This is a genomic window from Paenibacillus sp. OK003 (genome assembly GCF_900109515.1).
Taxonomy (GTDB): domain Bacteria; phylum Bacillota; class Bacilli; order Paenibacillales; family Paenibacillaceae; genus Paenibacillus; species Paenibacillus marchantiae.
Window position 1 is genome coordinate 357,729 of record NZ_FOBD01000002.1, and the last position, 13,967, is coordinate 371,695.

Genomic DNA, 13,967 nt, shown 5'->3' on the forward strand with positions numbered 1-13,967 from the left:
CTGTTCGCATCATATTGTGACTGCATCATACAAAGGGCATATAGAAGTCCCTTTAAAAAAGCCGTATCCTTCACGATCTACTCTGCGTGAAAGATACGGCTATTTATTTCTTTAGAGATTCATGAGATAAGTTAAACGGTCTGTGGATTGGCATTCATAAGTGTGGGAGTGGACTCCCGTATGATCGGTTTGGTCACGATATGCGAGACCTGATAAGGCTGTGACGGATAATCAATCCGGGATAACAGCATCTCCGCAGCCTTGATGCCCATTTCGTTGCTGTAGATATGAACCGTCGTTAATGCAGGCTCAATAATCCGTGATTCAGGTGCGTTATCGAAGCCGCATATGACGATATCCTGCGGCACTGTAACACTCTTTGCTCTCAAAGCTCTGATGAGATCGACTGCGATAAAGTCGTTGGCACATACATACGCATCAGGCAGTGACTTCAGCTCCGCTACTCGCTCGTTCAACCAGCCGGGCTTCGAGAAGAACAGGCGGTCATCATCCACAATGCATTGGGATGGATCGACCTGCAACCCCGCTTCCAGCATGGCCCGCTGATATCCTACCCAACGTTCATTGAAGCTTTTGCAATGATTGTAATCCCCGGCAAATCCAATATGGTTATAACCGCTCTCAATTAATTTTCTGGTTAACTGGTACGTGCTGTGCTCATTCTCCATTAGCAGCAAATCTGCATGAAATTCCGGAAAACATATGTCAGAAGCGCAATCGATGAAGATTGTGGGAATTCCCAGATCGGTAATAAGCTGCGTATATTTCAGATCGAACAATTCAATGCAGATGATGCCATCTACGTTGGAAATATCAAAATTGTTGGGAAGTGTAAGTGAGTCCTGATCAACCTCACGCACGATATGAATGGAGAGATTGTACCCCTCTGCGCTGATTCTTTTCTCCAGACCACTGATTAACATCGAACCAAAGTGAGATGTATTGGGCAGATTTTCTGTTAACAAGGCGATATTGCTCGGTGCTTTGGTTAGAACATGCTCATTTTCCATATAGGCAAACTGTTTATATTTAAGTTCAATTGCTTTTTTAATTACACGATTACGTGTCTCATCCGGGATGTTTCCGCTATCATTCAAGGCTTTGGAAGCTGTATTCCGGGAGATGCCCAAAGCATCCGCGATGTCCTGTATCGTAACCTTTTCTTTTGCCATCTAGTGCTTCACCTCTAATGATCATATGGTCGTCCATAGAATTATCTTAGTCAAATGTATAATAGATCGGAACAAATAGCAATCTCAATTTTACATATGCACATTTTAGTTTACATTATTAAATTAGGATAATACACTTTTATATGTATTCAGAAGTTTCGTTACAAATGATAATTAGTACATAATACCCTATCTCTGATAAGGGGAATAACAGGTTGAAGGCATATGAGTAAACGTTATATATGCAACTAAATGCACATTCAGAACTCGGGAAATAGACAAAATGTTATCAAATGCACAATTATTTTTTACAAAATGTATTGACTAAAGTCTACATATCCTGCTAAATTGTAAATTATTAAATGAACAATTGTAAACATTGAAAGCCCTTACTACAAGCAATTGTCAACTTCAGGAATGAACGGAGGTAACGTGTTGGACAACACAGTGGATACCAAAAAGGGTACAGGAAGGGCGTTGAAAGAGAGGGCGTCAACCGGTTACAGGATGCAGCAGCTCAAAAAGAATTATTTTTTGTATTTGTTACTCGCACCAGCTCTGATCCTAACCCTTGTCTTCAAATACATCCCGATGTACGGAGCCATTATCGCATTTAAGGATTTTAGTCCGATCAAAGGCATTATGGGCAGTGATTGGGTAGGACTGAAGCATTTCGAGAAATTTATAGCTTCACCCAATTTCGATATCATTTTAATGAATACGCTTAAACTGAGCTTTTTGGGGTTGATATTCAGTTTTCCGGTGCCCATTCTACTTGCTCTTATGCTCAATCAGGTACGTAAAGCCGGAGTGAAAAAAAATATTCAATTGTTTCTGTATGCACCCAACTTCATATCGGTTGTTGTCGTTGTGGGTATGCTGTTCATCTTCCTATCCCCGACAGGACCGGTTAACCAATTCGCGACATGGATTACCGGTCATCCAATCATGTTCATGTCCGAGCCGGAATATTTCCGCTGGATATACATTTTGTCGGATATTTGGACCGGAGCGGGCTGGGCTTCCATCATTTATGTAGCAGCTTTGGCCAATGTCGATCCGGAACTTCACAATGCGGCCAATCTGGATGGAGCCAATCTACTTCAGCGTATTCGCCACATCGACCTTCCGACGATTCGTCCGATTATGGCTATCGTATTTATTCTTGCCGCTGGCGGAATCATGTCCATTGGATTTGAGAAGGCTTACCTGATGCAGACGTCCATGAACCTGCCTTCCTCCGAGATCATTGCCACGTATGTCTACAAGGTGGGCTTGCAGTCCGGAGATTACGCTTATTCTGCGGCAGTGGGATTGTTCAACTCGGTCATCAATGTCATTTTGCTGGTGACTGTGAATCTGATTGTGAAGAAATTGAATGAAGGCGAAGGCCTCTATTAGGAAAGGAGTATTATCCATGGTAGTCAAACATACGGGAATGGATCGTCTGATCCTCGCACTGAACGCCATCTTTCTCACCTGTGCTGTACTGGTTGTGGTCGTTCCTTTGATTTACATCGTTATCGCCTCATTTATGGACCCTACTGTGCTGCTGAATCGGGGATTGTCCTTCAATGTATCCGACTGGAGTCTGGATGGGTATCAGATGATTCTATCCAATCCGGCCATGATTCGAGGATTTGCCAATGCGGTGCTGTACTCGGTTTCCTTTGCACTCGTGACGGTGACCGTCTCCATATTTGCAGGTTATGCCTTGTCTGATGATAGGCTGGCTGGGCGAGGATTTTTCATGATTATATTTATCATCACGATGTTCTTCGGTGGCGGTTTGATCCCTACCTATCTGCTTGTTCGTAATCTCGGCATGCTGGACACGGTATGGGCCATTATCATCCCAGGCGCAGTCAACGTATGGAACATCATTCTTTCCAGAACCTTCTTCAAAGGGGTACCGCGAGAACTGAAAGAAGCCGCCAATGTGGATGGCGCCTCCGAGATGAAGATTTTCTTCCAGATCGTCATTCCGTTATCAAAACCTATTATTTTTGTTCTCGCGTTGTACGCGTTTGTTGGGCAGTGGAATTCCTATTTTGACGCCATGATCTATCTGGATAATCCGAACCTTCATCCGTTACAGCTCGTTCTGCGCTCCATTCTGATTCAGAATCAGGCTGCACCGGGCATGATCAGTGATCAGCTTGCGATGGCGGAACTGAAACGGCTCTCGGAAATGATCAAATATTCAGCCATTGTCATTTCGAGTCTGCCACTCATTATCATGTATCCGTTCTTTCAGAAATATTTCGAAAAAGGTGTCATGGTAGGTTCACTCAAATAGTGAACAGCCTGAAATATAGCACGCTCGATCCAACATAATCCACGGAGGTCATTATCATGAAAAAAGTGAACAAGTCCAGAAAAGCCGCTACAACGGCATCCATCTCCATGTTGTCAGCCATGCTCCTGCTCTCGGCCTGTGGTGGGGGTGGAGGTGGTGCAGCGAGTGAAGCTCAGTCACCTGATGGCAAAGTGACATTGAATTTTATAACACAGAGCTCTCCGCTGGCTCCGTCTGATCCGAACGAGAAGCTGATTAACAAGAGACTCGAAGAGAAAACCAATGTGCATATCAACTGGAAGAACTATACGAGTGATGTGTTTGCGGAAAAAAGAAATCTGGCGGTAGCCAGCGGTGATTTGCCGGATGCTATTTTTGACGCAGGTTATGGGGATTATGATCTCCTGAAACTGGCGAAGGACGGGGCCATCATTCCACTGGAAGACCTGATTGAGCAATACATGCCAAATCTGCAAAAGGTGCTGGAGGAAGCTCCCGAATACAAAAGCATGATTACGGCACCAGACGGACATATTTATTCCTTTCCCTGGATTGAGGAGCTCGGAAGTGGCAAGCAGCGCATACAGGCGGTTGATGACTTGCCCTGGATCAACGTGGAGTGGCTGAACAAGCTGGGACTGAAGATGCCAACGACGACCGAAGAGCTGAAACAAGTGCTGATTGCGTTCAAAACCCAGGATCCCAACGGTAATGGTAAGGCGGACGAAATCCCGTTGTCTTTCATTAACAAGCCTGGCGGAGAAGATCTGACATTTCTCTTTGCCGCATTTGGACTTGGAGAGAACTCGGATCACACGGTTGTAACCAACGATGGAAAAGTGGTATTCACGGCAGCTGATGAAGGCTACAAGGAAGCGGTCAAATATATTCACGAATTGGTTCAGGAAGGTCTCGTGGATATCGAAGCGTATCAGCAGGATTGGAATACGTATCTGGCCAAGGGCAAAGACAACAAGTATGGCATGTACTTCACTTGGGATAAGGCCAACATTACAGGCATGAATGATACCTATGATGTTCTGCCTCCAGTTGCCGGGCCCAATGGAGAGGTTAATGTTGCACGTACGAACGGTATTGGCCTCGACCGGGGACGTATGGTTATTACGAGCAGCAATAAAAATCTGGAATCCACAGCGAAGTGGGTGGACCAATTGTACGATCCGCTCCAATCCGTGCAGAACAACTGGGGAACCTACGGCGATGAGACACAGCAGAATATATTTGAATTCGATGAAGCCAAGGGTATGCTGAAGCATCTTCCGCTGGAAGGCTCTGCACCTGTTGAGCTCAGACAGAAAACGAGTATATCAGGACCACTGGCCATTCTCGACAGTTACTATGATAAATACACGACTAAACCGGATGATGCCGCATGGCGTATGGAATTGCTTGACAAAGTTATGGTTCCGCATATGAAAGCAGAAAACGTCTATCCAAAAGTGTTCTTCTCAATTGATGAACTCGACCGCCTCTCCACGATTGAGACCGATCTGTTCGCCTATGTGCTGCGTATGCGCACGGAATGGTATCAGAACGGAAAGATCGATCAGGAGTGGGATGCTTATCTGAAAGAGCTGGATCGTCTTGGCTTGCAAGAGTGGCTTCAAATTAAACAAGCGGGATATGACCGCAATACCCAATAAAACAAACTCGATGAGGAGACTCTGCCGTACATAGCATTAAGGTGCGTGAGTGAAGCAAGTCTCCTCTTCAACGGTTTGAATCAAAGGAGTAAACCAACATGTCTACCATTTCAACAACGGATTACCGGGGCGCCTATCACTTCTCGCCCAAGAAAAATTGGATGAATGACCCCAACGGTATGGTATTTTTCAAAGGCGAGTATCACTTGTTCTATCAGCATCATCCATTTGGCACAACATGGGGACCGATGCATTGGGGACACGCGGTGACCAAGGATTTGGTTACCTGGGAAGAGCTTCCTGTGGCTTTGGCGCCGGATGAACATGGCATGATATTCTCCGGCAGTGCCGTGGTGGACTGGAACAATACGTCCGGATTCTTTGACGATGAGCCAGGACTTGTGGCTATTTTCACCCATCATCAGGAGGTGCCTAACAATCCTCCCGTTCAGTCTCAGAGCCTCGCATATAGCAAGGATAGTGGTAGAACATGGATGAAATACGAGGGCAATCCGGTACTGGAGCATGAGTCGTTCGTGGATTTCCGTGATCCCAAAGTGTTCTGGCATGAACAGACCAAGGAATGGATTATGATTATCGCTTGTGGTCAAACGGTATGTCTGTACCATTCCCCCAATCTGAAGGATTGGACACTGGGCAGTGAATTCGGCGCAGGGATCGGTTCGCATGATGGCGTATGGGAGTGCCCTGACCTGTTCCCGCTGGCCGTGGATGGAGATGCGAGCCAGGAGAAATGGGTGATGCTCGTCAGCATTGGTGCAGATCCGGCCTTCAAAGAAGGCTCCAGAACGCAATACTTCACCGGAGATTTTGATGGCATTACATTTGTTCCTGATGAAGCTTCCCATACCGTTCGCTGGCTTGATCATGGTCGGGATAACTACGCAGGGGTCAGTTGGTCTGACATTCCGGCAGAAGACGGCAGACGCCTGTTTATGGGTTGGATGAGCAACTGGATGTATGCCAATCAGACACCAACCGAAGCATACCGCGGCGCGATGACCATTGCGAGAGAGCTGACATTGGAGAAAAGGGACGGGGAAGTCCTGCTGGTTCAGCGTCCTGCACGCGAGTTGGAGCAAGCCCGCAAGCCAGTAATGTCCTTACAGAATGCTTCCATCAGACAAGTGAGTGAGCAGTTGAACACCTTGGGCCTTGTAAACTATGAGATTCATGCGGAATGGCCTTCTGATCAATCTGTTCAATTTGCATTACGAAGTGGTGCGGACAACGAAACGCTCATCGGCGTGGACGCTAGCCAGAATGAGGTATATGTTGATCGCAGTCGATCGGGTATTAGCGATTTCCATGAACATTTCCTGGGTCGCCATGCAGCTGGATTAAAAGCAGTGGACGGCAACCAACATCTGCGTATCTTTGTGGATTGCTCATCCGTAGAGGTATTTGCCAATGACGGCCAGGCGGTGATTACCGATCTGATCTATCCGGATGCGGGCTCCAAGGGAATCTCTGTTCAGTCCGAAAATAAGGAAGTAGTATTTGCTTCGCTTCATATCTACGAGCTATCCCCTATCCGAGCTGAAGGCCAATTGAAATGAGCACGAGGGGGACAGCAAGATGCGTATAGGAGCAATAGAAGCCGGTGGAACGAAGTTTTTATGTGGTGTAGGTAACGAACGAGGGGAAATTGAAGATTGGTGCAGCTTTCCAACGGAACATCCCGGGACCACACTGGCGAAGGTCATCGACTATTTCAGGGACAAAGGAGTGGTGGCGATCGGGATCGGCTCCTTTGGTCCGATTGATCTGCAACCGGATAGCCCCACCTATGGTTACATTACAACAACGCCCAAGCCAGGGTGGGGAAACTGTAATGTTATTGGAACCTTGAAGCGCGAATTTCCGATTCCCTTCGGATGGGATACCGATGTGAATGCAGCGGCCCTTGGAGAAGTCACTTGGGGAGCAGCAAAGGGATTGGACAACTGTGTGTATTATACAATCGGCACAGGTGTTGGGATTGGACTTGTGGCGGGAGGTAAACGTGTGCATGGATTGCAGCACCCAGAGGGTGGGCACATCCGGACGAGACGGCACCCGGAGGATCATTTTGCCGGATTATGTCCGTATCATGGCGATTGCTTGGAGGGCATGGCTGCGGGGCCAGCCATTCAAGCTCGTTGGCAGAGCCCTGGCAGCGAACTGCCGGCAGACCACCCTGCCTGGGAGATCGAATCCTTTTACATTGCGGAGTCCATCACGACAGCCATTCTGCTTCATTCCCCGCAAAAGGTCATCTTGGGCGGAGGGGTGATGCAGCAAAGTCATCTGTTCCCCATGATCCGGGATCGGGTTTTACGGAATCTGAATGGTTATGTGAATGCAGCCCCAATAACGCAACATATCGATCAATATATTGTCCAGCCTGGATTGGGCCAGCACGCAGGATTATGCGGTGCCCTCGCATTGGGTTTAGAGGCATTGCAGCAAAATCCAACGTCGGCTTTATAATTTCTTATATTAATAATGTCCCAGAAGGGACGGATGCAGGTTCACTTGGCTATGTGACCTCACCGTCCTTTGTGGGATTTTTGTCTCATTTACGACAAGAAAAAGTACGCCACGGTTCAAGGCGGATCAGGAAAAGGTGATGCTCAGTCGAGAGAACGAGTATCAAAATTGGGTTTTTAAGCAAGAATAATAGAGAAAAGAGATACAGGTAACGCGAAGTGCGCTCACGGTGAACATTTACGAATTGTTTTCGCTAGTTTATACCTATCGTTCGCTTTTATGTGTTATTTTCATGTTAACTATATCTTTTGGGTTGCCTAAAAACGTAGATATATGTATAATCAATCGTGTTAACACGTCGAACGTACGGTAGTAAATGATGTGGGTGAGTTCATGGAACTGCTGGACAGCAATGAGAGCAAGAAGAAGATGTGCCAGTATTATAACGAAATTTCGAAGGAACTGTTCGGCTTTGGGACCACTCTCCTGAGAGTGACCATTGATCAGAACATTGTAACCTTCTACGCGAAGCACCGACGTTCACCGCGCTCTGACGCCCTGGAAGGGGAGGCCCCCGGCTTGAAGCTGGAAGTGGACTTCCGCATGTCTGTCTTGTATAAGAAGAAATTCAGGGAGAAGTTGGAGCAGCACATGGGTTTGCCAATCGAAGCTGTATTACGGGATTATGATGCGTCCACGCAGTGGGCCATCACGAATGTGATATTGGAACAAGCATAGGATGGATCGACAGGTTCGATGTATGCGTTGCACACGATTCTAATTCATCATTCGGATTCCAAACAATTTCATATGATGGCGTCTGACTTCGGATTGATTCTGAAGCAGAAACCGATGATGTACCGGCAGCGGGTGTCGCTTTCCTTTGTTTACGAAGAAAAGTGTTCTTGTTTATACAAGAATGCTTTTCTTTTTGTTTTTTTAAGTTGAACTAGCCCTAAATAACGCATGTACCCTTCGAAAATCAGAAGACCTTCCGATCGCTGTTATCCCCAGATTTCTTTTATCGCTTTAATAAAGGTAGAAATCTTGTGATAGCTTATGTTTCCGAAGAAGCTTTCTTTCAGAAAGCTTTTAGGCGAACACTTCGTTTCTCCAGGTTCTTTCTGTTTTCTACGTGAAATGCGTTATCAAGCTAGTTCAACTTAATGGTTTGGGTTGTTAAATCACACATATCAGGGGGAATCAGGATCATGATGAAAAAGTGGATTAGCGGTTTGGCGGCAGTGGCAATGACATCGGTATTACTTGCAGGATGCGGCAGCAGCACAGAGAACGGAACAGGCGGATCAGGCAGCGGAGGCACGGCGCCAACCAAGCTGGTCATCTCCACTTGGGGGTTCTCGGAAGATTTCTTTAATGAAGAAGTATTTGGTCCATTTGAAAAAGAACATAATGTAGACATTGTGCTTGAAGTGGGTAACAACGCTGAGCGTTTGAACAAAATCCGCCAAGGTACATCCAATGTGGATGTGATCTATTTGTCCGATTACTATGCACAGCAAGGTATTGATGAAGGTTTGTTCGAGAAAATCGACCGCTCCAAAATTCCGAATGTGAATGATATTTATGATATTGCCAAAGCACCGCTTGGCGAAGATTACGGCCCGGCCTATACGGTTGGACAGCTCGGAATCGCTTATAATCCAGACCTCGTTAACAAAGAAGTCACTTCATGGGCAGATCTGTGGGACCCGGCGTTTGCGGGTAACCTGACCATTCCGAATATTACGGCAACAGCAGGCCCGATGGTATTGGATGCAGCTTCCCGTGTAGCCGGAAACGAAACGTTTAATGAAGATGCAGCATTTGCGGAACTGAAAAAATTAAGCAGCAACGTTGTTAAATTCTACACGCAAACTTCCGAATTCGTGAACATGTTCTCCCAGGAAGAGATTGCGGGCGGACCGATTATGGAAATGTACTTCAAAGACCTGAAAGCTGCAGTTCCAAATGCGAAGTTTGTTACACCTAGCGAAGGTGCATATGCAGTCATGAATACGATCAATGTCGTAAAAGGCAGCAAGAACAAAGAACTCGCCGAAGAATTCATCAACTGGCAGCTGAGCCAGGATGTACAAGCCAAATCCGCCAAAGCTAAAGTGGATTCCCCGGTAAATACGAAGGTTGAATTGAATGCCGAAGAAGCTGAAGGCGTAACATATGGTGCGGACGTCGTTGGCAAGCTGAACAAGCTGGATATGGAATTTGTGAATCAACAGGCTAAAGCATGGACAGATCGTTGGAACCGCGAGATTGCACAATAAGCATAATTAGCGTTAGAACGATAAGGTTTAGAGACAGGTATAGATTGTGCTCGACAAACAAAAATTTGCAGCAAGCAATCATTGAACGACAGAGGAGTTGGGAATGTATGAGTGAAAAAGGAAATCGCATCATTCTGGATGTGGATACCGGTATTGATGACGCGCTGGCGATCTTGCTGGCCGTCAAGAGTCGGAAGCTGGACATTCTCGGGATTACCACGGTCTGCGGGAACGTATCGCTCCAGCAGGCAACGGATAATACATGCAAAATTCTCGAGCTGGTGGGAGCACCCTCCATTCCGGTCATTGCCGGAGCGGCTGGGCCACTCACACGCAAGTCTCACTATGAGCACCGGGTACATGGACAAGACGGATTGGGTGGTGCGCTGCCTGATCCGGCCGTGTCCAAGCAGGCGGATGAAGGTTTTGCCCCTGAATTTATCGTTGAACAAGCGAAGTTGTACCCAGGCGAACTGACACTGATCATGACGGCGCCGTTAACGAATCTGGCTCTGGCTTTAATGAAGTGTCCTGAACTGCCTACATTATTGAAGGAAGTCATCTTCATGGGTGGCGTCGTTCGTGGACATGGCAATGTTACCCCTACTGCGGAGTACAACACGTACGCCGATCCTGAAGCCGCACGCATTGTATTGCACGCAGGTTTCGAGAAGCTTACGCAGGTGGGCTTGGATGTTACCCGCCAAACGCTGCTGAATGAAGAAGCCATCGGACGATTAACTGATCCGGTATTGCGCGATTACGTGGCTCAGAGCACAGAGATTTACATCAAGCGGTATGAAGAAATGAACGGCATTCGCGCTTGTGCCCTGCATGATCCACTGGCCGTTGGTGTCGCTCTTGCCCCGGAACTGGTTGGACGCAAATCGTATTTCGTCGATGTAGAGACGGCTAGCCGCCTGTGTGATGGTCAGATGGTATGTGACTTCCAAAACCGTTTGGGCGAACAACCCAACACGCTCGTATGCGAAACGGTAGATGCCGAAGCATTCCTAGAACTGTTTATTAACGCATTAAATGCGTAGCTATGAACTTCACGGCATGGGGGTTCAGTCTAAAAATCAGTGCTTACGTATTTCGCTGGCAGTGGAGGGGACGAAATTGATTCTGTAGAAGCGAAGCGTTCGCCTTTATCCTTGGATTTTTCCTTCTAACAGAAGGCGATCAAGAAAATCCAAGGATAACAGCGATCGAAAGAACGATTCGTAAACGTAACGGTTGGTGCGACGAACGTATAGCATTTATTTTGAAATGTGCTCCAATGAAACGTGTGAATAAAACCATTTTATAAGTCAGGAGTACCGCGATGAAGAAATCAGTATACTGGCTATTGCTGCCGGGATTTGTGTTTTTGGCGGCATTTATGATCATTCCGATTGTCCTGACGATCGGATCGACGTTTTTTCAAGAAAACTCCTTCACGTTTGAAGGATACATGCATTTTTTCAGAGACCCTTACTTTTTGAAAATATTGCTTACGACGCTGCAGGTCAGCGTGGTCACCACCATCGTCTGCGTGGTGCTCGGATTCCCGACAGCTTATTATATTTCACGGAAAGCGCCGCGTCGCAAAGGCATTCTGCTCGCGCTCGCAATCTTCCCACTGCTGACAAGCCCGGTTGTGCGCTCGTTTAGCTGGATGATTATTCTCGGACGCAAAGGGCTGATCAACAACGCCCTTGTTGGGCTTGGTATCGTGGACAAGCCGCTCGATATTCTGTATACGCCGGCAGCCATGATGATTGGTTTGACCCATCTGTTCCTGCCACTTATGATCATTTCCCTGGTCGGTGTGCTTGAGAACATCGATGGTGATCTGCTCAAGGCGGCACAGAGCCTGGGTGCATCCCGCTTCACGGCATTCCGCCGGGTGGTGTTCCCACTGGCTGTGCCAGGGCTTGTGATCGGAGCCGTACTTGTTTTTGTTGGCAGCCTGACGGCTTATACGACGCCTGCACTATTGGGAGGCAAACAGCGCGTAATTGCGACGTTCCTCTATCAGAACGCCATGACCCTGAACGACTGGTATCTGGCCTCGGTCGTTGCTGCGATTATGATTGTCATTACGTTTGTCGTGGTCGGTGTCATGAACAAAATGGCCAAAACTTTAAATCCGAAGGGGTAGACATATGCGGGAGAAACATATCGGGCTGGGCCTGTTCAGTCTGCTGGTCTTTATCTTTCTGCTGGGCCCGCTTCTGATCATCTCGGTGACTTCGTTTGAACCGGGGACGGTACTCAAATTTCCGCCGGAGGGCTTTTCTCTCCGCTGGTACGAGAATATTTTCAACACGGGTGGTTTCCTGCGCACGTTCCAGACGTCCATCATCATTTCCCTGTTGGGGAATTTGCTGGCGCTGTTGCTCGGGGTTCCAGCTGCGTACGCACTTAGTCGTTATGATTTCAAAGGCAAGTCCGTGCTGAATGCATTGTTCCTGTCTCCGGTACTCATTCCGGGAATCGTGCTTGGTTTTACATTGATGAAATACCTGATCGTAATCTATCATCTGCCGATGTATCTGGGTCTGCTGATCGGTCACACGATTATTATGCTTCCATTTATCATTCGCGTTATCGCATCGAGTCTGTCGAGCTTTGACTTTGCGGTAGAAGAAGCAGCCCTGAGTCTCGGCGCAGGACGGGTTAGAACGTTCTTCCAGATCGTGCTGCCTAACATTCGCTCAGGAATTCTCGCTGCGGTGCTGATTGCCTTTTTGGAGTCGTTCAACAACGTGGACATTTCCGTGTTTATGACCGGACCGGGGGTAAGCACATTGCCAATTCAGATGCTGACCTATGTAGAAAATTATTTTGACCCAACCATTGCAGCCATTTCCGTGCTTTTGATGGTATTAACTGGACTTTTAATGTTCGTGATCGAACGGATCATGGGCGGATTCTCATACTTTACTAAACGTTAATTGGAGGCGCAGAACGCTATGGCATTGCTGACATTGGATCGCGTATCGGTGGCTTACGATAACCAGACGATCCTGAGGGATTTTCAATTGGAGCTGGAAAAAGGTAAGCTGCTCTCCCTGCTCGGACCGAGCGGTTGCGGCAAAACAACTACGCTGCGCCTCATCGCCGGATTCCTGGAAGCAACACAGGGTAAGTTTATGTTCGGCGGCAAGGATTATACGAAGGTTCCGGTAAACAAGCGGAATTTCGGATTTGTATTTCAGAGTTATGCGCTGTTCCCGCATCTGTCTGTCTATGACAACGTGGCCTTCGGCCTGCGGATGCGCAAGGTAAAATACAAGGATATTTCTTCACGCGTAATGCGCATCCTTGAAGTGGTGAACCTGAACGGCTTCGAGAAGCGCTTCCCGCAGGAACTGTCCGGTGGACAGCGTCAGCGTGTGGCGATTGCCCGCGCACTCGTCATTGAACCGGATTTGCTGTTGTTCGATGAACCACTCAGTAACCTGGATGCCAACCTGCGGCTGAACATGCGGGTGGAGATTCGCCGGATTCAGCAGGAGCTGGGCATTACGACGCTGTATGTCTCTCATGATCAGGAGGAGTGCTTCTCCATCTCGGATCAGGTAGCGATTATGAACAAAGGCGTTGTCGAGCAGCTCGACCGCCCAGAGACGATTTTTAAATACCCGGCCACAGAATTTGTAGCCCAATTTATCGGCTTCCACAATTTTATTGAATTCGCAGAGCGCAGTGATGCAGGAGAGGTGATCACGCTGAAAGCGGGGGGGCGTTTGTTCACGGCAACAGCGCATCCCGGAACAGCACGTCCCGGTGCACGTAAAGGTGCAATTCGCCCGGATGATCTGATGGTTAGTGGAGATACCTCTGGGGACATGGCAAATGCTTTGCCAGGGATTATCAAAGTAAGCACGTACCTTGGACGCAGTTATCAGTACGTCATTGAGACAGAACTTGGCGACTTTACAGCCAATCAGGAGATGGAGACACCTTATCTCAGCGGACAGCGGGTTAATCTGATTTTCCCGCAGGATAAACTTGTCCTTGTGGAATAGCCGCAGGAAGCAGA

12 protein-coding genes are annotated in these 13,967 nt (G+C 47.5%); 11 read left to right on the plus strand and 1 reads right to left on the minus strand.

Going from position 1 to position 13,967, the window contains the following annotated elements:
* Positions 1-131: 131 nt before the first annotated feature.
* The gene (locus tag BMW94_RS04410; protein WP_090994916.1) at positions 132-1,193 is read right to left on the minus strand and encodes a LacI family DNA-binding transcriptional regulator; all 1,062 of its coding nucleotides are present in this window, start codon (positions 1,191-1,193) and stop codon (positions 132-134) included.
* 507 nt (positions 1,194-1,700) lie between these two features.
* On the opposite strand from BMW94_RS04410, the gene BMW94_RS04415 reads away from it, so the two are divergent.
* The 11 genes from BMW94_RS04415 (at position 1,701) to BMW94_RS04470 (ending at position 13,953) form a co-directional block, all read left to right on the plus strand.
* Positions 1,701-2,594: an ABC transporter permease gene (locus tag BMW94_RS04415; RefSeq protein WP_254790121.1), complete on the plus strand. Its 894-nt coding sequence runs from the start codon at positions 1,701-1,703 to the stop codon at positions 2,592-2,594.
* Positions 2,595-2,610: 16 nt separating this feature from the next.
* Positions 2,611-3,492 carry a carbohydrate ABC transporter permease gene (locus BMW94_RS04420; protein ID WP_090994922.1) on the plus strand — a complete coding sequence of 294 codons (882 nt, stop codon included), beginning with the start codon at positions 2,611-2,613 and terminating at the stop codon, positions 3,490-3,492.
* Positions 3,493-3,548: 56 nt separating this feature from the next.
* A complete protein-coding gene (locus tag BMW94_RS04425) occupies positions 3,549-5,156 on the plus strand; it encodes an ABC transporter substrate-binding protein (RefSeq protein ID WP_079695532.1) in 1,608 nt (535 codons plus the stop codon).
* Positions 5,157-5,254: 98 nt separating this feature from the next.
* Positions 5,255-6,736, plus strand: coding sequence for a glycoside hydrolase family 32 protein (locus BMW94_RS04430; RefSeq protein WP_090994925.1), 1,482 nt, complete (start codon positions 5,255-5,257; stop codon positions 6,734-6,736).
* A 19-nt stretch (positions 6,737-6,755) separates the two neighbouring features.
* Positions 6,756-7,649, plus strand: a complete 894-nt coding sequence (locus BMW94_RS04435) for an ROK family protein (protein ID WP_090994928.1) — start codon at positions 6,756-6,758, stop codon at positions 7,647-7,649.
* A gap of 393 nt (positions 7,650-8,042) precedes the next feature.
* On the plus strand, positions 8,043-8,387 hold the full coding sequence (locus tag BMW94_RS04440; protein ID WP_024632855.1) for a Na-translocating system protein MpsC family protein: 345 nt from the start codon (positions 8,043-8,045) through the stop codon (positions 8,385-8,387).
* A gap of 476 nt (positions 8,388-8,863) precedes the next feature.
* Complete coding sequence (locus tag BMW94_RS04450; RefSeq protein WP_090995193.1) at positions 8,864-9,934, plus strand: ABC transporter substrate-binding protein; 1,071 nt, start codon at positions 8,864-8,866, stop codon at positions 9,932-9,934.
* A gap of 107 nt (positions 9,935-10,041) precedes the next feature.
* Positions 10,042-10,980 (plus strand): nucleoside hydrolase, encoded by a 939-nt coding sequence (locus BMW94_RS04455; RefSeq protein WP_090994930.1) that lies wholly within the window; start codon positions 10,042-10,044, stop codon positions 10,978-10,980.
* A gap of 281 nt (positions 10,981-11,261) precedes the next feature.
* Positions 11,262-12,080 (plus strand): ABC transporter permease, encoded by an 819-nt coding sequence (locus tag BMW94_RS04460; RefSeq protein ID WP_090903370.1) that lies wholly within the window; start codon positions 11,262-11,264, stop codon positions 12,078-12,080.
* A gap of 4 nt (positions 12,081-12,084) precedes the next feature.
* A complete protein-coding gene (locus BMW94_RS04465; RefSeq protein WP_024632851.1) occupies positions 12,085-12,876 on the plus strand; it encodes an ABC transporter permease in 792 nt (263 codons plus the stop codon).
* An 18-nt stretch (positions 12,877-12,894) separates the two neighbouring features.
* Positions 12,895-13,953, plus strand: a complete 1,059-nt coding sequence (locus tag BMW94_RS04470) for an ABC transporter ATP-binding protein (protein ID WP_090994933.1) — start codon at positions 12,895-12,897, stop codon at positions 13,951-13,953.
* The last annotated feature ends 14 nt before the right edge of the window (positions 13,954-13,967 follow it).

Bases quoted from the DNA above. Each gene is read 5' to 3' on its own strand.
- BMW94_RS04425 (WP_079695532.1), top strand. From the start codon at position 3,549: ATGAAAAAAGTGAACAAGTCCAGAAAAGCCGCTACAACGGCATCCATC.
- BMW94_RS04415 (WP_254790121.1), top strand. From the start codon at position 1,701: ATGCAGCAGCTCAAAAAGAATTATTTTTTGTATTTGTTACTCGCACCA.
- BMW94_RS04460 (WP_090903370.1), top strand. From the start codon at position 11,262: ATGAAGAAATCAGTATACTGGCTATTGCTGCCGGGATTTGTGTTTTTG.
- BMW94_RS04455 (WP_090994930.1), top strand. From the start codon at position 10,042: ATGAGTGAAAAAGGAAATCGCATCATTCTGGATGTGGATACCGGTATT.
- BMW94_RS04410 (WP_090994916.1), bottom strand. From the start codon at position 1,193: ATGGCAAAAGAAAAGGTTACGATACAGGACATCGCGGATGCTTTGGGC.
- BMW94_RS04470 (WP_090994933.1), top strand. From the start codon at position 12,895: ATGGCATTGCTGACATTGGATCGCGTATCGGTGGCTTACGATAACCAG.
- BMW94_RS04440 (WP_024632855.1), top strand. From the start codon at position 8,043: ATGGAACTGCTGGACAGCAATGAGAGCAAGAAGAAGATGTGCCAGTAT.
- BMW94_RS04465 (WP_024632851.1), top strand. From the start codon at position 12,085: ATGCGGGAGAAACATATCGGGCTGGGCCTGTTCAGTCTGCTGGTCTTT.
- BMW94_RS04450 (WP_090995193.1), top strand. From the start codon at position 8,864: ATGAAAAAGTGGATTAGCGGTTTGGCGGCAGTGGCAATGACATCGGTA.
- BMW94_RS04435 (WP_090994928.1), top strand. From the start codon at position 6,756: ATGCGTATAGGAGCAATAGAAGCCGGTGGAACGAAGTTTTTATGTGGT.
- BMW94_RS04430 (WP_090994925.1), top strand. From the start codon at position 5,255: ATGTCTACCATTTCAACAACGGATTACCGGGGCGCCTATCACTTCTCG.
- BMW94_RS04420 (WP_090994922.1), top strand. From the start codon at position 2,611: ATGGTAGTCAAACATACGGGAATGGATCGTCTGATCCTCGCACTGAAC.